This is a genomic window from Tardiphaga robiniae (assembly GCF_013359755.1).
GTDB classification, from domain to species: domain Bacteria; phylum Pseudomonadota; class Alphaproteobacteria; order Rhizobiales; family Xanthobacteraceae; genus Tardiphaga; species Tardiphaga robiniae.
In genome coordinates this window covers 95,546-118,589 of sequence record NZ_JABMCJ010000067.1, presented here as the reverse complement: position 1 = coordinate 118,589, position 23,044 = coordinate 95,546, and the positions used below count along the sequence as shown (strand labels likewise).

16 protein-coding genes are annotated in these 23,044 nt (G+C 62.0%); 12 read left to right on the top strand and 4 right to left on the bottom strand.

Annotated elements, in window-relative coordinates:
• Positions 1-130: 130 nt before the first annotated feature.
• The gene (locus HP556_RS03665; RefSeq protein WP_175365950.1) at positions 131-1,579 is read left to right on the top strand and encodes an amidohydrolase family protein; all 1,449 of its coding nucleotides are present in this window, start codon (positions 131-133) and stop codon (positions 1,577-1,579) included.
• Between the two features lie 227 nt (positions 1,580-1,806).
• Here HP556_RS03665 and HP556_RS03660 read toward each other — a convergent pair whose 3' ends face one another.
• Positions 1,807-3,060 (bottom strand): acetyl-CoA C-acetyltransferase, encoded by a 1,254-nt coding sequence (locus HP556_RS03660; protein WP_175365949.1) that lies wholly within the window; start codon positions 3,058-3,060, stop codon positions 1,807-1,809.
• A gap of 251 nt (positions 3,061-3,311) precedes the next feature.
• Here HP556_RS03660 and HP556_RS03655 point away from each other — a divergent pair, with 251 nt between their 5' ends.
• Both HP556_RS03655 and HP556_RS03650 read left to right on the top strand, forming a co-directional pair.
• Positions 3,312-4,874: an adenylate/guanylate cyclase domain-containing protein gene (locus HP556_RS03655; RefSeq protein WP_175365948.1), complete on the top strand. Its 1,563-nt coding sequence runs from the start codon at positions 3,312-3,314 to the stop codon at positions 4,872-4,874.
• Between the two features lie 128 nt (positions 4,875-5,002).
• A complete protein-coding gene (locus HP556_RS03650; protein WP_175365947.1) occupies positions 5,003-5,917 on the top strand; it encodes a 3'-5' exonuclease in 915 nt (304 codons plus the stop codon).
• 154 nt (positions 5,918-6,071) lie between these two features.
• Here HP556_RS03650 and HP556_RS03645 read toward each other — a convergent pair whose 3' ends face one another.
• Positions 6,072-7,061: a Bug family tripartite tricarboxylate transporter substrate binding protein gene (locus tag HP556_RS03645; protein WP_175365946.1), complete on the bottom strand. Its 990-nt coding sequence runs from the start codon at positions 7,059-7,061 to the stop codon at positions 6,072-6,074.
• Positions 7,062-7,284: 223 nt separating this feature from the next.
• On the opposite strand from HP556_RS03645, the gene HP556_RS03640 reads away from it, so the two are divergent.
• On the top strand, positions 7,285-8,343 hold the full coding sequence (locus tag HP556_RS03640) for a ketopantoate reductase family protein (protein ID WP_175365945.1): 1,059 nt from the start codon (positions 7,285-7,287) through the stop codon (positions 8,341-8,343).
• 82 nt (positions 8,344-8,425) lie between these two features.
• On the opposite strand, the gene greA is transcribed toward HP556_RS03640, so the two are convergent.
• On the bottom strand, positions 8,426-8,908 hold the full coding sequence (gene greA / locus HP556_RS03635; protein ID WP_175365944.1) for a transcription elongation factor GreA: 483 nt from the start codon (positions 8,906-8,908) through the stop codon (positions 8,426-8,428).
• A gap of 340 nt (positions 8,909-9,248) precedes the next feature.
• Between greA and HP556_RS03630 the strand changes: the two genes are divergently transcribed.
• The gene (locus HP556_RS03630; RefSeq protein WP_175365943.1) at positions 9,249-11,117 is read left to right on the top strand and encodes a dihydroxy-acid dehydratase domain-containing protein; all 1,869 of its coding nucleotides are present in this window, start codon (positions 9,249-9,251) and stop codon (positions 11,115-11,117) included.
• 163 nt (positions 11,118-11,280) lie between these two features.
• Here the strand turns inward: HP556_RS03630 and HP556_RS03625 are convergent, their stop codons facing one another.
• Positions 11,281-11,637: a hypothetical protein gene (locus tag HP556_RS03625; RefSeq protein ID WP_175365942.1), complete on the bottom strand. Its 357-nt coding sequence runs from the start codon at positions 11,635-11,637 to the stop codon at positions 11,281-11,283.
• 460 nt (positions 11,638-12,097) lie between these two features.
• Here HP556_RS03625 and HP556_RS03620 point away from each other — a divergent pair, with 460 nt between their 5' ends.
• The 7 genes from HP556_RS03620 to HP556_RS03590 all read left to right on the top strand — a co-directional run bounded on the left by HP556_RS03620 (position 12,098) and on the right by HP556_RS03590 (position 22,977).
• Entirely contained in the window at positions 12,098-12,832 is a 735-nt protein-coding gene (locus tag HP556_RS03620; RefSeq protein WP_089266850.1) for an outer membrane protein, read from the top strand.
• Positions 12,833-13,022: 190 nt separating this feature from the next.
• Entirely contained in the window at positions 13,023-15,167 is a 2,145-nt protein-coding gene (locus HP556_RS03615) for a methyl-accepting chemotaxis protein (RefSeq protein ID WP_175365941.1), read from the top strand.
• A gap of 120 nt (positions 15,168-15,287) precedes the next feature.
• The gene (gene bioB, locus HP556_RS03610; protein WP_175365940.1) at positions 15,288-16,340 is read left to right on the top strand and encodes a biotin synthase BioB; all 1,053 of its coding nucleotides are present in this window, start codon (positions 15,288-15,290) and stop codon (positions 16,338-16,340) included.
• An 87-nt stretch (positions 16,341-16,427) separates the two neighbouring features.
• Positions 16,428-17,492: an MBL fold metallo-hydrolase gene (locus HP556_RS03605; protein WP_175365939.1), complete on the top strand. Its 1,065-nt coding sequence runs from the start codon at positions 16,428-16,430 to the stop codon at positions 17,490-17,492.
• 162 nt (positions 17,493-17,654) lie between these two features.
• Positions 17,655-18,884, top strand: coding sequence for a 5-aminolevulinate synthase (gene hemA / locus HP556_RS03600; protein ID WP_175365938.1), 1,230 nt, complete (start codon positions 17,655-17,657; stop codon positions 18,882-18,884).
• Positions 18,885-19,015: 131 nt separating this feature from the next.
• A complete protein-coding gene (locus HP556_RS03595) occupies positions 19,016-19,345 on the top strand; it encodes a GlpM family protein (protein WP_068732644.1) in 330 nt (109 codons plus the stop codon).
• Between the two features lie 113 nt (positions 19,346-19,458).
• Positions 19,459-22,977: a PAS domain-containing hybrid sensor histidine kinase/response regulator gene (locus tag HP556_RS03590; RefSeq protein WP_093761642.1), complete on the top strand. Its 3,519-nt coding sequence runs from the start codon at positions 19,459-19,461 to the stop codon at positions 22,975-22,977.
• The last annotated feature ends 67 nt before the right edge of the window (positions 22,978-23,044 follow it).

The window sequence follows — 23,044 nt, the reverse complement described above, 5'->3', positions numbered from 1 at the left end:
TCGTCATTTGCACGAGCCGAACAGACGGGTTGCACCTGCCAAATAGACAGGCGGATCTGCTCACCTCTCGATCTTGCACCGGCTAGTCGCTTGCGCTTACGGTTCCTCGCCTTCCATCAAGAGGATCAGTATGGCCATCACCGTCATCCGCAACGCGGACTATGTCGTCGCCTGGGACGCCGCAAAAAACAGCCACACCTATGTCACCGGCGGCGATGTCGCTTTCGACGGCGGCCAGATCGTGTTTGCCGGCCGCGGCTATCAGGGCGAAGCGGTCGAGACCATCGACGGACGCGGGTTCATGGTGATGCCGGGCCTCGTCGATATCCATTCGCATCCGTCCAGCGAACCGCTCAATAAGGGCTTTCTCGACGAGATCGGCTCGCCCGGCCTGTATAATTCGTCGCTTTACGAATACATGCCGATCCTGCGGTCCGATCCGGAAGGCGTGCCGGACTGCGTGCGCGTTGCGTATTCGGAATTGCTGCTGTCCGGCGTCACCACGGTGGTTGATCTTTCGATGCCTCATCCGCAATGGCTCGATCTCGCCGGACAAAGCGGCCTGCGCGTCTATATCGCTCCGGGGTTCCGCTCGGCGCGCTGGTTCACGCCGAACGGCACGCTCGTCGATTACGAATGGAACGAGAAGGCCGGCGAAGACGGCATGCTGCAGGCCTTCGCGCTCATCGATGCCGCCGAGAGCCATCCGTCCGGCCGTCTGTCCGGCATGATGTATCCGGCGCAGATCGACACCTGCACGCCGCAACTGATGAAAGACAGTTACGCCGAAGCGAAACGCCGCGGCATTCCGTGGCAGACTCATGCCGCACAGTCGGTGTCGGAATTCCACGAGATCGTCCGCCGCCATGGCGTGACGCCGATCCAGTGGCTCGGCGAACTCGGCGTGCTCGGCCCGACCTCGCTGGTCGGTCACTCCATCTTCGTCGACGACCATCCGCTGACGCCGTGGCACACGAAGCGCGATCTCGCGCTGCTCGCCGAAACCGGAACGACGGTGGCGCATTGTCCCACCGTGTTCATGCGCCGCGGCATCGCGCTACGCGATGTCGGCCGCTATCGCGCGGCCGGCATTTCAGTGGCGATCGGCACCGACACCTATCCGCACAACATGATCGAGGAGATGCGCAACGTGACGATGACCTCGCGGCTGATGGCCGGGCATCCGCGCGGCCTGAACTCGACCATGCTGTTCGAGGCCGCCACCACCGTCGGCGCCAAGGCGCTCGGCCGCGACGACATCGGCAGGCTCGAGGCTGGCTGCAAGGCCGATTTCGTGATGGTCGACGTCACCCATCCGATGATGCAACCGCATCGCGATCCAATCCGCAGCATGATCTATGCGGCGGCGGAACGCGCGGTGCGCCACGTCTATGTGGATGGCCGGCAGGTGGTGAAGGACGGCGTGGTGCAGACCTTCGATTATCCGGCGGCGGCGTTGCGCGTGCATGAGGCGCAGATCCGCGCGGAGGAGCGCACGCCGGGTCTCGACTGGGCCGGCCGCAAGCTGACGGAGATCTCGCCGCTGTCGTTCCCGATGGCGTGGCCGTCGAACGAGTAAGGCCGTCGCAGGCTTCGCTCCAGGCGCCGGCACGTTCCCTCGCCCCGCATTTGCGGGGAGAGGGTTAGGGTGAGGGGCGGGGTTTGACGCTTCAACAGACGCGGACTCACGGGTCGAGAAATTTCCGACCCGTGAGTCCGCGTGTGCTGTGTCTGAAGTGATAGCCCCTCACCCGACCGGCTTTGCCGGTCGACCTCTCCCCGCAAAGAGCGGGGAGAGGTTAAAGCTTACACGCGCTCGATGATGATCGCCGGTGCCATGCCGCCCGCGGCGCACATGGTGACCAGACCGCGCTTGAGGTTGCGGCGCTCGAGTTCGTCGAGGATCGTGCCGATCAGGATCGCGCCGGTGGCGCCGATCGGGTGGCCGAGCGCGATCGAGCCGCCATTGACGTTGACCTTGCTGCGATCGAGATCGAGATCGCGGATGAACTTCTCGGCGACCACGGCGAAGGCTTCATTGATCTCCCACAGATCGATGTCTTCTTTCTTGAGACCGGCCTTTGCCAGCACCTTCTTCGCCGCCGGCACCGGCGCATTCAGCATCAGGGTCGGATCGTCGCCGATATTGGCCATGGCCACGATGCGCGCGCGCGGCTTCAGGCCATGCTTGTCGGCATAGGATTTCGAGGTCAGCAGCAAGGCTGCGGCACCATCGACCACGCCCGATGAATTGCCGGCGTGGTGAAAATGCTCGATCTTGAGATCCGGATATTTCTGGTTGATCTGCTTGCGGAAGGTCATGCCGCTGTCATCCAGCGGATGATCGGCCATCGCAGCGAAAGCCGGCTTCAGACCGGCGAGACCTTCGGCAGTGGTTTCCGGACGTGGATATTCGTCCTTGGCGAGCACGATATTGCCCTCGTCATCCTTCACCGGGACGATGCTCTTGTCGAAACGGCCTTCCTTGATGGCGATGGCTGCGCGGCGCTGGCTTTCCAGACCGAGCGCATCGAGCGCCTCGCGGCTGATGCCCTCCATCGAGGCAATCGCGTCGCCGCAGATGCCCTGATGCGACTGCGGATGCACCTTGGCGAGGCGCTTGTTGCCCGAGCCCATGCCGAGCGGCGGCTTGCCGGCGGCCATATCTTCGGCGGCCATCGCACCGGTCAGCGACATCATCTCGGTGCCGCCGGCGATGACGACGTCTTCCATGCCCGACATGATCTGGGCCGCCGCGAAATTCACCGCAGTGATGCCACCGCCGCAGAAACGATCCAGCGTGGTGCCGGACGCCTTGATGTCGTAGCCGGCATCGAGCGCGGCCATGCGGCCGAGATCGCCGCCCTGCTTGCCGCGCTGGGTCGAGGTCGACCAGATCACGTCGTCAACGTCCGCGGTGTTGAGTTTGTTGCGCTCGGCGATCGCCTTGAGCACGGTGGCGGCGAGATGCTGCGGATGATGTTCGGCGAGCTTGCCCTTGCCCACTTTGCCGATGCCACGGGGCGTGCGGACTGCGTCGATAATATAGGCGTCGGCCATGATCTTCTCCCAAGGGTTTTGAAGTGTTTTTCTGACCGCGAGATTGGCCAAGCGACCCGTGAAGTCAAGGTGCGCAGGCGGCATGCACGTCTGCCAAAATTGGCGGGCATCCGGCGCAATTTCATCCACTACCGGAAAATTGGCACAACCCAGGCACGATATTATAACCATACCGGCGCTATGAGACTGAGGCGGCTGCGCCGCTGCACGCTCATTGCGCTCAACAGCCAGAAATCCAGGAACATATCTTCATGGATCAGCCTGATGTCCCCCGCCGACGCTCGCGTGTATTTGCGCCCGGCCTCGCCGTTGCCGCGCTGCTGCTTCTGCTGCCTGTTGCGGTGTGGCTCGACCTGACCAATCTGGTTGACGCCGCGCTGCGCCGGCAGGCCAACGACCTGAACTCGGTGATCACGAGCGTGCGAGGTTATTACGCAACCAATGTGGTCGGGCGCGTGCTGGCCCATCAGGGCACCACGCAGGTGGTTCACAATTATGAAAGCGTGCCCGGCGCGATCCCGATTCCGGCGACGCTTTCCCTCGAACTCGGCCGGGTGATCGGCGCGCAGCAGGAGAATATCAACTATCGCTTCGTGTCGGATTATCCGTTCCAGAACCGCGCGCCGCATCAGCTCGACGATTTCGAAAAGACATCACTGCGCAGTCTGCGCAACAATTCCGAACAGAAGATCATCGACACCAAAGCGTCGCTGTTCAGCGACACGGTCCGCATCGTGGCGCCGGTGCTGATGGGCCCGGCCTGCGTCAGTTGCCACAACAGCCATCCGGAAAGCCCGAAGAAGGACTGGAAGGTCGGCGATGTCCGCGGCATCCAGGAAGTCATCATTACCCAGCCGATTGCGGCGAACCTGTTCTCGTTCAAATTCCTGCTGGCCTATTTTGCGCTGGCCGCCGTCAGCGGCGTCTCGTTCCTGGCTTTGCAACGCCGCCAGTCGCAGCGCATTGCCGGCATGAACCATGAGCTGGAAGCCAACAACGATTTCCTCGCCGCGCTCTCCATGAAGATCTCACGCTATATCTCACCCCAGGTCTACAAGAGCATCTTCAGCGGCCAGAAGGACGTCACCATCCATACCGAGCGCAAGAAGCTGACGATCTTCTTCTCCGACATCCAGAATTTCACGGCCACGACTGAGCGGCTGCAGCCGGAGCTGATCACGCATCTGCTCAACGAGTATTTCACGGAGATGTCGGCGATCGCCCACGAATATGGCGGCACCATCGACAAGTTCATCGGCGATGCGATGCTGATCTTCTTCGGCGACCCGGAAACCAAGGGCGACCGTCAGGATGCGCAGGACTGCCTGCGCATGGCGTGGCGGATGCAGCGCAGGCTGATCGAGTTGAATGCGAAGTGGCGCACCGAAGGCATCGAGGAGCCGTTCAAGGCGCGTATCGGCATCAATTCCGGCTATTGCAATGTCGGCAATTTCGGCAGCGCCGACCGCATGGACTATACGATCATCGGGGCCGAGGCGAACCTCGCCGCGCGCCTACAGTCGATCGCAGAACCCGGCGGCATCGCCATCTCCTATGAAACATTTGCGCTGGTGAGCGACATCATCACCTCGCATCCGCTGCCGCCGATCACCATGAAGGGCATCAGCCGCGAGGTCGTGCCCTATGCGGTGGACAGCATCATCGACGACAGGCCGGTGCAAACCGATATCGTCGTTGAACGCATGCCCGGCCTCGATTTCTATCTGGACCCTTCCGCCGTGCGGCCGGCCGACGCCGACCGCCTGCGTTCCGTGCTGAACGAGGCGCTCGCCTCGCTGGATCGCAAGGTATAATCGGACGCAAAGCTGGAGCCTGAGCGCCACACAGCTGTGTCTATCGCCGGCAGGCAGGTTGCCCCGATTCAGCGAACACCATAGTCATGGCTGAATGACGCTGCGCCTGAAGAACTGCCCGGAATCAGATGCTCCAAGACGATCTTAGCCTGCAGGACGATCCCAGCCTTGCCGCCATGGCGGACACGCTCGCCAGATCGACCGACTACCGCGTCCTCCGCCGGCTGATCCCGCGCACCGAATTCGCGCCGGCCAACGGCCAGCCGACCCGCTCCGGCATTCTCCTTGACGTCGAGACCACGGGTCTCGATCAGGTGCGCGACGAAGTCATCGAACTTGCGATGATCAAGTTCGACTATCTGCCGGACGGCAGCATTACGCGCGTCGCTGATATCTTCACCGCATTCAACGAGCCGTCGCGGCCGATCCCGCCGGAGATCACCGAGCTGACGGGCATTACGGACGAGATCGTCGCGGGACATCGCATCGATCCCGATGCCGTCGCCGCTTTCGCCGACGACGCCGTCATCGTCATCGCGCACAATGCGGGCTTCGACCGCAAGTTTTCCGAGCGCTATTGGCCGGTGTTCCAGCACAAGGCCTGGGGCTGTTCGGCCACCGAAGTCGACTGGCGCAAACACGGCTTCGACGGATCGCGCCTCGGCTATCTGCTCGCCGGCGCAGGGTTCTTTCATCAGGCGCACCGGGCGATCGACGACTGTCATGCGCTGCTGGAGATTCTCGCGTTCGAATTGCCCGATCTCGGTGCGCCAGCACTTGCGGTTCTTCTGGAACGCGCCCGGAAGAAAACGATGCGAGTCTGGGCCGAGCAGTCGCCCTTCGATCTCAAGGACGAGCTGAAGCGGCGCGGCTATCGCTGGAGCGACGGCTCCGACGGCCGGCCGAAGTCCTGGTACATCGATGTCGAAGAAAGCAAGGAAGCGAGCGAAATCGAATTCCTGCGCAAGACGATCTACATGCGCGATGTCGAACCGCGCGTGCAGGCGCTCAGTGCGATGAGCCGGTTTTCGGTGCGAGCGTAGAACATCTAAAGACAAAGGCTAGATATCAGCGCCGTCATTGCGAGGAGCCCTTGCGACGAAGCAATCCAGTCTTTTTGTTCTTGAAGACAAGAACTGGATTGCCGCGTCGCTTCGCTCCTCGCAATGACGAACGTCAATTCAATCCAGCCGGCGGTCAGACCGGCTGCAGACCGAGCGCCTGCGCCGCCTCGATCCAGACCGGCAGCTCCTTCTGATACAGCGCATTGGTCTCCTTGAAGCCGAGCGCCGGTTCGAGCACGAAGGTCTTCAGCACTTCCTTCACTTTCGGATCGCTGTTGGCGGCGACGCAAAGCTGCGACAACCGATCGACAATCGGCTGCGGCGTTGCCTTGGGCACAGCCCAGCCCGTGAAGCCACTCACCGTGAAGAACTTCGACGTCGCCCCCTGCTCGGGCAGCGTTTTCACATTGGGGATGGCGTCGACCTTCTTCGAATGCACTGCGAATGGCACGCCGCGGTCGCTCTGCAGCACACTTTGTGACGCCGTGTAGCTGCCCATCGCAAAATCGATCGAGCCTTCCGCCAGTCCCGTCCACATCGGCGCTTCACCACGATAATGGATCGGCTCGATCTTGAGGCCATACTGCTTGTTGAGTTCGTTGATCGTCATATGCGGCGCCGAACCGACGCTATAGGTGCCGAAGTTCACCTTGTCGTTCTTGCGCGCGAAGGCGACGAAGTCCTCCAGCGTCTTGACGCCGGATTTCGGACTGGCGACCAACGGCAATCCGGCGCCGGGAATGACACTGACCAGCGTCAGATCCTTGTCCATGTCGTAGCCGGGCGTCTTCAGCATCACCCGGTTCATCACATAGGTGGTCGAGATGGAGCAGAGAATCGTGTGACCGTCTGGCTCGGCGCGCGCGACTTCCGCCGTGCCGATGGCGCCGGATGCGCCGGCCTTGTTTTCGATGACGACAGTCTGTCCGACCTGTTTGGATATGTATTCACCGAAGGCGCGCGCGAGCAGATCGGTCTGCCCGCCGGCTGGATAGCTACAAATCATGCGGATCTGCCGCGATGGCCAGGCGGCTTGCGCTGAAGCATCGCGCGCGACAAACGGCATAGCGGCGGCTGCTGACCCGGCAGCAATGAAGTGACGACGATTGATGATCGCAGACATGTTTCCCTCCGTTGTTTTTTATGACGGTACCCGATCGCTCCCTCATTCGCCACGACGATAGGCGGGACAGATTGGCGCATTGGAAAAGCAAATCGCTTCCAGCTCTGCACCTATCGGCTCACGCCATCTGGATCGCAGCGCGGCAGTGCAGTAGTGTCCGCGCCAACTAAAAATGCCGGACCGTTCGGATCTGGCGCACACATCACGTGAGGGACGAAACACCATGGCGCGGAATATTCTGATTCTCGGAGCTTCCTACGGCTCGTTGCTGGCGACGAAGCTCTTGATGGCCGGTCATAACGTGACCCTTGTGTGCCGGAAGAAGACCGCCGAACTCATCAATCGCGATGGTACTGAAGTGCGCATCAAACTGCGCGACGAAGCGACCCACCGCGCCATCTTCTCACGCGACCTGCCAGGCAAACTGGATGCGACCTCGCCGGATCAGGTTGACCTGTCGCGCTACGATCTGGTCGGCCTTGCGATGCAGGAGCCGCAATATACCAACCACACGATCCGCGTGCTGATGATCAAGATCGCCGCGGCGAAGCTACCTTGCCTGTCGATCATGAACATGCCGCCGCTGCCCTATCTCAAGCGCATTCCGGGGCTGGCCGACATGAAACTCGAAGAGGCCTATACCAATGCCCAGGTGTGGGAACGCTTCGACCCGGGACTGGTGACGCTGTGCTCGCCCGATCCGCAGGCCTTCCGGCCGCCGGAAGAAGCGGCGAATGTGCTTCACGTCGGCCTGCCGACGAATTTCAAGGCATCGGCCTTTGCCGATCCGGCTCACAACAAGCTGCTGCGCGAACTCGAAGCCGACATCGACGCTGTGAAGCTCGACGGCCAGGACGTACCGGTGAAGCTGAAAGTATTCGACTCGCTGTTCGTGCCGCTGGCGAAATGGTCGATGCTCCTGACCGGCAACTATCGCTGCATCACGCCCGAAGAGCCGCAGTCGATCCGCGAGGCCGTTCACGGCGATCTCAAGGTGTCGCAGTCGATCTACGAGCATGTCGATGCCGTGGCGCGGCGTCTCGGCGCTGATCCCGAGGATCAGGTCCCGTTCGCCAAATACGCCAAGGCAGCAGAGAGCCTGCTCAAGCCGTCATCGGCCGCCCGCGCGGTCGCGGCCGGCGCGCCGTTCATCGAGCGGGTCGATCTTCTGGTGAAGTTGATCTCGCATCAGCTCGGCATGACCAATGCAAATATCGACCGCACGGTCGAAGTCGTCGATCAGAAGCTCAACGAGCGGCTGGAGTCCAGCGCGGGAATCTGACGCGCTGGCGTGACGGCGCTGCGATTGAATATCGGCTTCGCGACTGACATCAGACGCGAAGCCGCCACCGCGATGGCGTCCTCTATTTGATCGATATGATATCGAGTTCCTGGGCGCCGGTGCCGACGACGTCACCGACAGCCTTGCCCATCAGCGATTTCGCCACCGGGGACACGAAGGAAATCGAACCGGCCTTGGGATCCGCTTCGTCCTCGCCCACGATCCGATAGGTCTGCACGCGTCCGTCGTTGCGGGAGAAGGTCACCGTGCTGCCAAAGGCAACGGTGTCGGTCGATGTCGGGGCTGGAACGAGCTGGGCCGTGCGGACACGGGCCGCGAAATAGCGCATGTCCCGCAACGGGATTGCCGCCTGCCGCCGCCGTTCGTTCACGTCGTCGATCGCGCTCGCCGCGTCATGGGCCTCGCGGGCCTGCTGGAGCTGCGTCTCCAGCGCCTGCAAACCTGCCTCCGTCACAAGGTTCGGATGAGGCGAGATCGGGCGATCGGGCAGCAGGGTTTCCGCAGCCGTTTCGGCACTTTCTTCCTTGGTGAAGGCAACGCTCAATCTCGAACTCCGTATCGACGCGATCCGCGGTGGCGGCGCAGGAAGCGATTACCCCATTGGTTTGTCAAAACCATGCAGAAATAGCCTGATCGCATAAATGGCACCCGGAATTTTGCTGCTTTGCGGCACCGGACGGCGACAAGGCAGCCCTGTTCCAGCGGAGGGGCAATCCGATTGTGTTTGCGATCTTCGGGGGTTATGCACTGGCTAGACCGATCCTAAATTGGATCGTGGACGGACCCTGCCCTGACCGCAGGGTCTGACATGCGCCAATGCCGAGCGCCGGCGGCGGTGCATTCAAACCTCGCAGATCAAGAACGCCGTCAGGAAGGAATTCGTCGTGTCCAAGTCGCCCGTCGTCACTATCGACAACCATCCCGGCCGCTCCGCGCAGACCATCGGCATTGCGCGCATACTCGGCACGGACGAGACGCTCATTCATGAGCCGTCGGTGGGCGTGGTCGGCACCAAGGGCGACAGCCAGTGCTATATGGGCGTGATGTCCAAGGTGGACGCGATCCATGAGAGCCTGAGGAAGCGCATCGGTCGCGGCGAAGGCCAGTTGCCCTATCGCCTGGTGCAACCGGAATACACCATCGCCACTTCGGACGGCATCCGCAACGGCACGCGCGAAATGCGCTATTCGCTGATCGGCCGCGAAGTGACCAACGACGCGCTGTCGGAACATCTGAGTGCCACCGGCCTGCTCGGCACCATCGCCGTGGTCGCCTGCGACAAGCCGCCGGTCGGCGCGCTAGCCGCGCTGCTCGAACATAACGAGCCGTCGATCATCATGTCGGACGGCGCGATCCATCCCGGCACGGATCCGGAGACGGGCGAGAAGCTCGACATCGTCAGCGCCTATCAGGTCGCCGGCAATCCCGACGCCGAATATCGCCACCGCATCGCCTGCCATGCCTGCCCGGGCTATGGCTCTTGCGGCGGCATCTTCACCTACAACACCATGCAGACCTTCATCGGCGTGGTCGGCATGCAGCCGCTGCACATGGTGGCGCCGCCGTCGGACGATCCGCGCCGCGTCAAGGAATTCCCGGAGCAGCTGGTTAGCTATCTCGCCAACATGATCGCCAAGGGCATCAAGCCGCGCGACATCGTCAGCCGCGACTCGATCCGCAACGCGATGATCGTGTCGCTGGCGATCGGCGGTTCGACCAATGTGACGCTGCATGCGCCGGAAATCGCGCGCGCCGCAGGCTTTGCGGACTTCTGGAAAGAAGTGATGACGCCGGCGGAGTTCAACTACCTTTCGCAATATATCGTGCCGGTCCTCACCGACGCGCGGCCTTATGGCAAATATTCGATGGTCGATATCGATGCGGTCGGCGGCGTGCAGGTGATCGTGCGCGAGCTGATGGATGCCGGCCTGATCAATGGCGACGTGCTGACCTGCACCGGCGAAACGCTGGCCGAGCAGATCAAACGCCTCGAGACCAAGCCGGCCGACGGCCGTGTCGTCTATACTGTCGCGAAGCCCTACAAGCCGACCGGCGGGTTGCGCGTGCTCGGCGGCAACCTGTCGCCGGAATTCTCCGCCATTCTCAAGCTCGCCGGCGTCGAAGGCGGACTCGAGGACAATCGGTTCCGCGGCACCGCGCGCGTGTTCGAAGGCGAGCGTGGCCTGCTGCAGGCGCTCGACCAGCATCCGGAGAAATTCCAGAACCACGACATGGTCATCGTGCGCTACGACGGCCCCGTGGGTGCGCCCGGCATGCCGGAAATGCTCGACCCGACCTCGCGCATCACCACCCTATGCCGCGAGCGCAACATCGTCGTGGGTCTCATGACCGATGCGCGCTTCTCCGGCGGCTCGGTGGGTCTGGTCATCGGCCATGTCGGCCCGGAAGCCGCACTCGGTGGTGCCATCGGGCTGATCGAGGACGGCGACGAGATCATCGCCGACCTCAATGTCAACGAACTCAACTGCACGCAGCTGCAGGATCCGGCCATCTATGCCAAGCGCAAGGCGGCATGGGAAAAGGTGGTTGCGGACAATGGCGGCATCCATCCGAGCTGCGGCGAGGCTGATACGCGCTTGCTGCATCGCGCCCGCACCAGCGCCGTGCCCGCCACCCGCGGCGCCGGCCTGCATCCGAACCGCGAGGTTTGGGTGCGCAACCAGCGCGAGGCCACACGCTCGGGTTTCGTGCCGAAAAATATGCATCGTCCGGAAGCCAACAAGGCTTTCTAGACCTGCGGACGGGCACTCAGGGCCGGGTTTGCTGCAAAGCTCCCGGCCTGAGCCATTTCCCGTCTTCAAAGCGGCCGGAGCATTTTTCTTTAAAAAGCATGATCTCTCGACAAACGAACTCGTTTGTCGGCGAAAACCGGCATCCACTTTTCGGGATCATGCTCTAGCCGTCTCCCGCTTCGAGCATTTTGAGCGCATCGCGGTTATCGGCGGCGCGCGCATCGTCGATGTAAGCGACGAGCAACCGGTTGATGGCGACCGAATCAAGCAGCCTGAATTCGCGGGGCCTGATCCAGCCATCGAAATAGCGGTCGATATAACCGATGGCGCTATCGCGCTCCTCCACCCAGTTCGGCCCGATCAGACCTTGAGGGTGCAGTTCCCAGTAGCAGGAAATGAGGTGGCCGCCTTGGGCACCACCCTGGGCAGAGTGGCCAAGGATCCGCTGACCGTCGCGTGGCGCTTCACTCATCGGCCGAAGGAAGTGGCCGTATTCACGTAAAATCCGCTCAACCTGCATGCAACGCGATTCCATTCACGGAGGCGCCGACCGGCACCACGCAAACATCTAACGGGTCGCGCGTTTTTTGTTTCCCATGACAGACCAGTCGGTGTCATCACGCAGCCGGCATTCGCACAGCGCTTTGAGACGTTCCAAAACGTGATGCGGGAGGTTGCAGGCGATGCGGATAAAGCGCTGTGGTTTTGCCGATCACAATAAATCGATCTAGAGCAAAACCAAACTGCTGCGGGTTAGCGCGAGCAGGTACGCTGGTCCGCCAAACCTCTGTAAATTAAGGCATCTTTCAGCTTTTATTAAGGCGTCGATAAGCATGCCGTTGCGCCAATCCGGATCGTGTCGGGTTGTCGATTGCTGTGGCGAATGGGTGACAGCATTTTACGCAAAAGCTGTCTAAGTCAACGCCATAGACGGAGCGAACGCGCTCTCGCTCTAAAATGGTTTTCTGGAGAAGAAGAAAATGAAGAACTTCCTGATGGGCACCGTTGCCCTGATCGCCCTGGGCGCCTCGGTTCCGGCAATGGCCGCTGACCTCGCTGCTCGTCCCTACACCAAGGCTCCGGCTTACGTTGCCGCTCCGATCTACAACTGGACCGGTTTCTACATCGGCGGTCACGTCGGCGGCGCGTTCAATGGTTCGAACGGCTTTGGCGGCACCTCCGACAATTCGGATGGCCGTTTCCTCGGCGGTCTGCAGATCGGCGCTGACTACCAGTTCGCTCCGAACTGGGTCGTTGGTATCGAAGGTCAGTACAGCTGGGTTGGTTCGAACAACACCAACGTCGCTTTCCTCACCACGCCAGGCGTCACCTACAACCTGAACCAGAAGGGCCTCGGCTCGGTTACCGGTCGTATCGGTTACACTTGGGGTCCGGCACTGCTCTACGTGAAGGGCGGCTACGCTTACTCCGACTACAGCGAATCGCTGGTCACCACCGCTGGTGGCGTTCCGGTTGCCTTCGCTGGCGGCACCAAGCATGACGGTTACACCGTCGGCGCCGGCCTCGAATACCTGTTCACCCAGAACTGGTCGGGCAAGGTTGAGTACCAGTACTACGACTTCGGCAAGACCACTTTCGCTGCTCCGTCGCCGGCTGGCATCGTCGGCCTGTCGTCCAAGAACGACGAGCACACCGTCAAGGCTGGCCTGAACTACCGCTTCAACTGGGGTGGCCCGGTTGTTGCGAAGTACTGAGCTTCGCGCCTGATTTCAGGCTCTTAACTACGGAAAGGCCGGCGGAAACGCCGGCCTTTTTCGTTTTACCCTTTGGTAACCTCGCAAGCCCCGCGACAGCCAAAGGTTGCCGATTTACCCGAATATTAACCCGGTACCTACATACTCTCCACGCGATCCGCCACCAGGACGGCGGACGCGGGGGGAATCAATGGCACTGACGTCGTTCATCGGAAAATTCGGACGGTTTCGTTTCTCGCGGCCTCGTTGGGGCATCCGCGGCAGCCTATTCGCCGCCTTCGCTGTTATCGCGGGCATGGCGATCCTGATCAGTGCCGGTGCCGGCATGATTCTCGGTCAGCTCGGCGGCATGATGACGGACCTGAACGGCCGGGACATTCCGAAACTGACCGCCAGCCTTCAACTGGCCACCGCCAGCGAGAGCCTTGCCAGCCAGGGCCCAATGCTGCTGGCATCGAGCAGCCCCGACGTTCTGAAGGAACGCTCGCAGCGCATGCGGGATACGCACAAGATTGCAGTTGAGAAGCTCGACACCATCGCCAAGCTCGGCGCCGACAAGGCCGTGGTCGCCGCCCTGGCCGATACCGTCAAGAACATCGAAGACACGATTCGCAGCCTTGGCGCTGCCACCCAGGAACGTCTCGACGCCGTCGCCCAGCATCAGAAGCAATACGACGCCCTGCGCGCCGCTGCGGCAAACTTCGTCAAGATGTCGGAGCCAGCCGCCACCGACGCCCAGAACGTGATGAACGACACGCTGCGGGCAACCGTTTTCTCGGCCGAAGATTCGGGCGAAGCCGCGCGCGTCATCGTGCAGGTCGGCGAAGTCGTCGCCAGCACCAACCTGATCTCGTCCGATCTGATGGCCGCACTGTCGGCCGGCTCGTCCGAAGCGCTCTCTCCGATCGAAGACAACTTCAAGGCCGCCCAGACCCGCGTCAAATCCAATCTCGATGCTCTCGTCGGCATCAAGGGGACCAAAGAACTCAAGGAAGCCGCCTTGCAGCTGCTGGCGATCGGCGACGGCAAGAACAGCGTCTTCAAGGTGCGCCAGAAAGAAATGGACACCGTCGAATATGGCGAACTCATTCTCGACGAGACGCGCAAGCTCAATGTCGGCCTCGGCATGAGCGTCAAGCAACTGGTCGACAAGGTGCGCAGCGAAACCGATGCCGCCACGACACAGGCGCAGACGACAATCACGCTCGCGACGCAGGTGATGCTCGGCCTCGGCGCGCTGACGCTGATCGGATCGGCATTGTTCGTCTGGCTCTATGTCGGCCGCAGCATTCTGCGCCGCCTCGCGCAATTGCAGCGCGCGATGCAGCGGCTGTCCAGCGGAGATCTCGACACCGAGATCGCCCGAAGCCGCCAGCAGGACGAAATCGCGGCGATGGCGGGCACGCTCGAAGTATTCCGCGACAGCATGATCAACGCCCGCACGCTGAGCGCGGAGCAGGATCAGGACCGCATTGCCAAGGGCGAACGCACGTCGCGCATCGAAGCCCGCATCGTCGACTTCGAGAGCAAGGTGCGCAATGCTTTGGAGAAGCTGCAGAGCTCGGCCGATTCCATGCAATCGACCGCGCAGAGCATGACGGCTACTGCCGATCGTTCCAGCGCGCTGGTCAGCGCCGTCGCGTCGGCCGCAGAGGAAACCTCGGTGAACGTCCAGACGGTGTCGGCCGGGACCGAACAGCTGTCGTCATCGATCAACGAGATCAGCCGACAGGTCGTCACGTCAACCGAAATCGCCGCAAAGGCCGTCAACGAGGCCGGCGAAACCGATGCAACGATGCAGGGCTTGGCCGACAACGCCAATCGCATCAGCGTGGTGATCGATCTGATCCAGACTATCGCGTCGCAGACCAACCTCCTGGCGCTCAACGCGACCATCGAGGCGGCACGCGCGGGCGATGCAGGCCGCGGTTTCGCCGTGGTGGCCTCCGAGGTGAAGAGCCTTGCCGATCAGACCGCAAAGGCCACCGACGAGATTCGCACGCAGATCGTCTCGATGCAGCAGGTCACGTCCACCGCGGTCGGAGCAATCCGCAACATCGGGCAGACCATCGCCGAGATCAATCATGTGAGTGCTGCCATCGCCACCGCCGTCGAACAGCAAGGTGCAGCAACACGCGAGATCGCGCGCAACATCCAGCACGCCGCCGGCGGCACCAGCGAAGTGTCAAGCAACATCGTCGGCGTCAGCGATGCATCGACGGAGGCCGGCACGGCTGCCAACGACGTGCTCGGCGCCTCGGGCGAATTGCGCCGCGAGGCCCACGTCCTTCGTGGTGAAATCGACGAGTTCCTGTCGAGCATCCGCGCGGCATAGGAGCGGCGATCCAGCGCATGGCTGCACCCGGCCAGCGTCATTGCTCCAACCCTCAAAATCATGGACTGCTTTCACAGCAGCCCATGACCGGTGGCTGCGCAGAATGTAAGGATTGCGTGAATGCCCCCAACTCCCTCTGCATGGACATCGACCGAACTGCGCCACGACTGGCAACGCCATGAAGCCCAGGCACTCTATGATTTGCCGTTTGCGGACCTGATTTTTCAAGCGCAGAGCACCCACCGCAGCAATTTCGATCCGAATCACGTCGAGACCGCGAGCCTGCTCAGCATCAAGACCGGCGGCTGCGCGGAAGACTGCGGTTATTGCTCGCAAAGCGCGCACTACAACACTGACGTTAAGGCGACCAAGCTGATGGATCGCGACGCCGTGGTTGCCACGGCGCAGCGCGCAAAGGATGCCGGTGCGAGCCGCTTCTGCATGGCCGCGGCCTGGCGCAATCCCAAGGACAAGGATCTCGACCGCGTCTGCGACATGGTCAGCGCGGTGAAGGATCTCGGCCTCGAGACCTGCGCGACGCTGGGCATGCTCACGGAGGATCAGGCCAAGCGCCTGCAGGACGCCGGTCTCGACTTCTACAATCACAATGTCGATACCTCGCCGGAATTCTACGGCAAGATCATCACCACGCGTACGATGGAAGATCGCATCGAGACATTGGCGCGGGCGCGCCATGCCGGCCTCAAGGTCTGCTGCGGCGGTATCATCGGCATGGGCGAGCAGGTCGAGGATCGCCTGGGCATGCTGATGCTGCTGGCCAACCTGCCGCATCATCCGGACAGCGTGCCGATCAATATGTGGAACGAAGTGAAGGGCGTGCCGGTCAACGACACCGCCGAACGCCCGGATCCGATCGCGCTGGTCCGCATGATTGCCGTGGCGCGTATCATGATGCCGAAGAGCGTGGTGCGGCTTTCCGCCGGGCGGCAATATATGACCGATGAATTGCAGGCACTGTGCTTTGTCGCCGGCGCCAATTCCATCTTCATCGGCGACGTGCTGCTGACCACGAAAAACCCCCAGACCGACCGCGATGCCAACCTGCTGGACCGGCTCGGCATGACCTCGCGGCTCGACGACGTGAGCGGAAAGAGCACGCCGACTCTGCCGGTTACCGCTTCAGCACAGGCCGATATGCGCGCCAGCGCATAAACCCATGCCCTGCGCCAGCCGAATTTGTGCTGGCGCAGGGGTCCTTGGCCCGCTAAGCCGGATGAAAAGGACATTGTGACAGAACCGATGCATTCGAAAACAGACGCCAGCACAAAGCCAGCCGATGACCTCCGCTATCCCTGGGAGAACCATCCCGGTACCGATCAGGTGGTCGAAATTGCCCCGGGCGTTCTCTGGATCCGGCTCGACCTGCCGTTTCGTCTCAACCATGTGAACATCTATCTGCTCGCCGACGGCGATGGCTGGGCCATGGTGGATACCGGCATCGGCAACGACGCCACCATCGCTGCATGGACGAAACTGTTCGAAGGTCCGCTGAAGGGCAAACCGATCAGCAAGGTGATTGTCACCCACGCGCATCCCGATCATGTCGGCCAGGCCGGCTGGATGGTGCAGCGGTTCAACTGCCCGTTCTATATGTCGCAAGTCGAATATCTGCAGGGCGTCTATCACCAGCACCGCCGCACCGAAGAGCGCATCGTCAATATGCGACAGTTCTTCCATCGCCACGGCATGGATGCAGATATCACCGAGCAATTGCTCGGCCGCGGCCAGGAGTATCTGAAGAAGACGGTACCGCTTCCGGCCGCCTATCGCCGACTGTCCGATGGCGACGATCTCGTGATCGGCACGCGCACCTTCCGCGTGCTCACCGGCGCCGGCCATTCTCCGGATCAGGTGATGCTGTATTGCGAGGCCGACAAACTGTTCCTGTCGGCCGATCAGGTGCTCAGCAAGATCTCGCCGAATGTCAGCGTCTGGGCCCATGAGCCCGACGAGAATTCGCTCGGCTCCTATCTGCATTCACTGAAACGTCTCGCTGATACACTGCCCGACGACGTGCTCGTGCTCCCCGGTCACGGCGTGCCCTTTCACGGCCTCAAGATCCGCATCAAGCAGCTCGCCGATCATCATGAAGAGCGCTGCCAGATGATCGCCGCCGCGTGCAAGGATGCCGGCAAGACCTCGGCCGAACTGGTTCCGGTGGTGTTTCACAAGCACAAGCTGGACGCCCACCAGACCGGATTTGCCGCCGGCGAATTGATCGCCCACGTCAATCACATGCTGGCGCAGAAGCGGCTGACCTCGGCAATGGGCGCCGATGGCATGCTGCGGTTCAAATCGACGTAACCTGCAGCGCAGCAAAAATTCGTGAACGACCTCAGGCTCTTGATGCACATCAAAAGCCGCAGCACGTGGTCAAATTGACCAATTGCGCCTCGACAGCCAAGCTGGAAAAGCTCTAAAACGCACCTGACGCTGGGTTCGGGTTTCGTTTTTGGGTCTTTTGCGATGGATTACAGCAAGTTCTTCAGTGACGCGCTCAATCGTTTGCATGACGAGCGCCGCTATCGTGTCTTCGCCGACCTCGAGCGCATTGCCGGTCGGTTCCCGCATGCGGTCTGGCACACGCCGCAGGGCCCGCGCAATGTCGTGATCTGGTGCTCCAACGATTACCTCGGCATGGGCCAGCACCCGAAAGTGGTCGGCGCCATGGTCGAGACCGCGACCCGTGTCGGCACCGGCGCCGGCGGCACCCGCAATATCGCAGGCACCCATCATCCGCTCGTGCAGCTCGAGGAAGAACTCGCCGACCTCCACGGCAAACAGGCCGCCCTGCTGTTCACCTCCGGCTATGTCTCGAACCAGACCGGCATTTCCACGCTCGCCCGGCTGATGCCGAATTGCCTGATCCTGTCCGACGCGCTCAACCACAATTCGATGATCGAAGGCATCCGGCAGGCCGGCTGCGACCGCGTTGTGTTCCGCCATAACGACGTCGCGCATCTCGAGGAACTGCTGAAGGCCGCCGATCCCGCGCGGCCGAAGCTGATCGCCTGCGAGAGCCTGTATTCGATGGACGGCGACGTCGCGCCACTGGCTGCGATCTGCGATCTCGCTGAACGTTATGGCGCGATGACCTATGTGGATGAAGTCCATGCGGTCGGCATGTATGGCCCACGCGGCGGCGGCATCGCCGAGCGCGATGGCGTGATGCATCGCATCGATGTGCTCGAAGGCACGCTGGCCAAGGCCTATGGCTGCCTCGGGGGCTATATCGCAGCAAACAAGGACATCGTAGACGCCGTGCGCTCCTATGCGCCGGGCTTTATTTTCACCACCGCGCTGCCGCCGGCGATCTGCTCGGCCGCGACCGCTGCGATCAAGCACCTGAAGAGCTCCAGCTGGGAGCGTGAGCGCCATCAGGATCGCGCTGCGCGGGTCAAGGCGATCCTCACCGCCGCCGGCATTCCGGTGATGTCCACCGACACCCATATCGTGCCGGTATTCGTTGGCGATGCCGAACTCTGCAAGAAGGCCTGCGATCTGCTGCTCGAAGATCACGGCATCTACATCCAGCCGATCAACTACCCGACGGTCGCCAAGGGCGCCGAGCGCCTCCGCATCACGCCGTCGCCCTATCACGACGACGTGCTGATCGATCATCTCGCAGAATCGCTGCTGCAGGTGTGGGATGAACTCGGCCTGCCACTGCGCACCAAGGCGCTGGCAGCGGAGTAATCCTCTCACGGCCGTCATTGCGAGCGCAGCGAAGCAATCCAGAGGCCCGAAGCGAAGACTGGATTGCTTCGTCGCTATGCTCCTCGCAATGACGCGGAGAGAACGGCGCCCGCCTCAAACGAGTCACCATCATGGACATCATCTGGAAAGGTATTCTCGGCGGACTGCTCACCGCCCTGATTGCCTGGTTGTCCAAACGGGGCAACACGCTGCCCGGCATTCTGCCGTTGTTTCCGACCTTTGCGATCATTGCGCTCCTCATCGTCGGCGCAAAGGGCGATAGCGCAGGCTTCCGGGAGGCCTGCATGGCCGGCGCGAAGACCATTCCGGCCTATCTTGCTTTTCTCGGCATCTGCTATCTCACGGTCGGCACGTTCGATTACCGCCTCGCTCTGCTTGCCGGCGTGACCGCGTGGCTGTTCATTATCCTGATCGCCTTTTTCGGCCCGCGCTGGATTTAACGACGATCCGGCATTCCCCGGCGTCCGGCCAAATCCCTGTCGCCTGCACCGGCGCAACCGGCTAGATTTTCGCCTGACGGACGGGCTTGCGCCCGCCAAAGGGAGCACGCACGATGCTGCACGACTGGGGCGTGATTGTTGCCGCCCTCTGCTACATCGGATTTCTGTTTTGCGTCGCCAGCTATGGCGACCGGATCGCGCTGTTCCAGAGCGGCCGTGCCAAGGCCGTCATCTATCCGCTGTCGCTGGCGATCTATTGCACGTCATGGACGTTCTTCGGCTCGGTCGGCGTGGCCAGCCGGACGAGCGTGGATTTCCTCGCGATCTATGTTGGCCCGATCCTGTTCTTTGCCTTCTTCTCGCCGGTGCTGCGGCGTGTGATCCATCTCGCCAAGACCCAGAACATCACCTCGATCGCCGACTTCATCGCCGCGCGTTACGGCAAGAGCCAGGCCGTCGCCGCCACCGTGGCCGTGATCGCCATCATCGGTTCGGTTCCGTACATTGCGCTGCAGCTGAAAGCCGTCGCGTCGTCGTTGGAAACGATCCTCGGCGAGGACAAGGCCATTGCCGGCGTTCCCATCGTCGGCGACATGGCACTGGTCGTGACGCTGGCCATGGCGATGTTCGCCGTCCTGTTCGGCACAAGGCAGACCAATGCGACCGAGCATCAGCACGGCTTGATGCTCGCCGTGGCTACCGAATCCATCGTCAAGCTGGTGGTGTTCATCATCGCCGGCGCCTTCGTGACATTCTGGATGTTCGGCCCCTCGGAACTGGTCGAGCGCGCGATGAAGACACCGGAGGCGATGCGCGCCATCAACTATGTGCCGTCGTTCGGCAATTTCCTCACGATGGTGCTGCTGTCGTTCTGCGCCATCATGCTGCTGCCGCGGCAGTTCCACGTCAGCGTCGTCGAGAATTCCAGCGACTCCGAAGTGAGCCGTGCGCGCTGGCTGTTTCCCACCTATCTGATCGCCATCAACCTGTTCGTCATTCCGATCGCCCTGGCGGGCCTCGTGACCTTTCCGTTCGGCGCCGTCGACAGCGACATGTATGTGCTGGCGTTGCCGATCGAAGCCGGTTCCAGCGCGCTCAGCATGGCGGTGTTCATCGGCGGTTTGTCGGCTGCCACCGCCATGGTGATCGTCGAATGCGTTGCGCTGGCCATTATGGTGTCCAACGATATCGTGTTGCCACTGGTCTTGCGGCGCGGACCGCAGACGCAGAATGAGCAGACCGACTTCGGCAACTTCCTGCTCAAGGCGCGGCGCTTCTCGATCTTCGCCATCATGGTGATGGCCTATTTCTATTTCCGCGCACTCGGCAATACGCAACTGGCCGCCATCGGCCTGCTGTCATTTGCGGCCATCGCGCAACTCGCTCCAGCTTTCTTTGGCGGGCTGATCTGGCGGCGCGCGACCGCCCGTGGCGCCATGGGCGGCATGGTGGTCGGCTTCATCGTCTGGGCCTATACGCTGTTCATCCCGAGCTTCCTTGAAGGCAGTACCGCAGGCGTGCTGTTCCTGCAGCACGGCCCGTTCGGCATCGAGGCGCTGCGGCCGCAGGACCTGCTCGGCACTGAATTGCCACCGCTGCTGCACGGCACTCTGTGGAGTCTGTCGCTCAATATCCTGACCTATATCGTGCTGTCGCTGATGCGGGCCCCGTCGTCGATCGAACGGCTGCAGGCTGACGTCTTCGTGCCGAACACACTGGCGCCGATCACACCGGCATTCCGGCGCTGGCGGACCACGGTGACGGTGCAGGACATTCTCAGCACCGTGACCCAATATCTCGGCCCGGACCGCGCGCGCGAATCCTTCGATGCTTTCGCCACGCGTCGCCGTGTCGATCTCGATCCAGCCGCGCCTGCGGATTTCGAACTGCTGCAGCACGCAGAATATCTGATCGCGTCATCGATTGGCGCAGCCTCGTCCCGCGTGGTGATGTCGCTACTGCTGCGCAAGCGCACGGTGTCGGCCAAAGCTGCCTTGAAGCTGCTCGACGATTCGCATGCGGCGCTGCATTTCAATCGCGAGATCCTGCAGACTGCACTCAATCACGTCCGCCAGGGCATCGCCGTCTTCAACCCCGACCTGCAGCTAATCGTGTCAAACCGGCAGTTCGGCGAACTGCTCGGCCTGCCACCGCAGATCGTGCAGATCGGCATTCCGCTCCGGGAGATTCTGGAATTCATCGGCATCCAGAGCGCATCGCCCTATGGCGACAACGAAACCCTGACGCAGGCGCGGTTGGCTGCCTACACGACTGAAGGCGAGCCGTATCTTGAACGTCTTCAGGACCGCCAGATCGTCATCGAGGTACGCACCAACAAGATGCCCGATGGCGGGCTCGTGCTCACCTTCTCCGACGTCACGCCCAGCTTCGAGGCCGCAGAAGCGCTGGAGCGCGCCAATGCCACGCTGGAAAAACGCGTCCGCGACCGCACTGAGGAGCTGACGCGACTGAATTCCGAACTGGCGCTCGCCAAGAGCACTGCGGAAGACGCCAATATCTCAAAGACCCGCTTTCTGGCCGCCGCCAGCCACGACATTCTGCAGCCGCTCAATGCCGCACGGCTCTATGTCACCAGCCTGGTCGAACGAAAGAGCGGCGGCGAGGATGCGCGGCTGGTCGAGAATATTGACGACTCGCTGGAGGCCATCGAGGAAATCCTCGGAGCGCTGCTCGACATCTCGCGCCTGGATGCGGGCGCCATGAGCCCTGCGATTTCCAGCTTCCGCATCGGCGACCTGATGCGCTCGCTCGAGATCGAATATGCACCGATTGCACACGCCCGCGGCGTCAAGCTCACATTCGTGCCGTGCTCACTGCCCGTGGAATCCGATCGCCTGATGCTGCGGCGTCTTCTGCAGAACCTGATCTCGAACGCGATCAAATACACGCCGCATGGCCGCGTGCTGGTCGGCTGCCGGCGCCGCGGCAAGGCCTTGCAGATCGGCATCTACGACACCGGCGTCGGCATCCCGATTCTCAAGCGCGGCGAGATATTCAAGGAATTTCACCGGCTCGAACAGGGCGCGCGGATCGCGCGTGGCCTCGGGCTCGGTCTGTCGATCGTCAAGCGCCTCGCCCATGTGCTCAATCACGGCATCGCGCTGGATTCCAATCGCAGCGGCGGCTCGTTCTTCTCGGTGACGGTGCCGGTGGCCAAGGCGATCAATCACACCACCGCGGTCACCAGCGCGACGCCTCTGTCGAAGTCACCGATGTCGGGCACGCTCGTTGTCTGTATCGAGAACGACATGGCGATTCTCGATGGCATGAAGACGCTGCTGCAGGCCTGGGGAGCCGAGGTCGTCGCAGTCCCTGATCCGGAAGCCGCGATGAATGCGATTGCCGAAATCCAGGGCTCGGGCCGCCGCCTCACGGGCCTGCTGGTCGATTATCATCTCGACCGCGGCAACGGCGTCGCCGCGATCCGGGAAATCCGCAACCGTTTCGGCAAGGAAATTCCGGCCATCCTGATCACCGCCGACCGCAGCCCGCATGTGCAGTCAGCCGCGCGGCAGGACAAGATCGCGGTGCTGAACAAACCGGTGAAGCCGGCGTCGCTGCGCGCACTGCTTGGGCAGTGGCGCACGCAGCAGATGATCGCGGCGGAATAGGGCTCTGCCCTCATCCTGAGGAGCGACATCTTCGTCGCGTCTCGAAGGATGGTGTCTTAGCATTTCA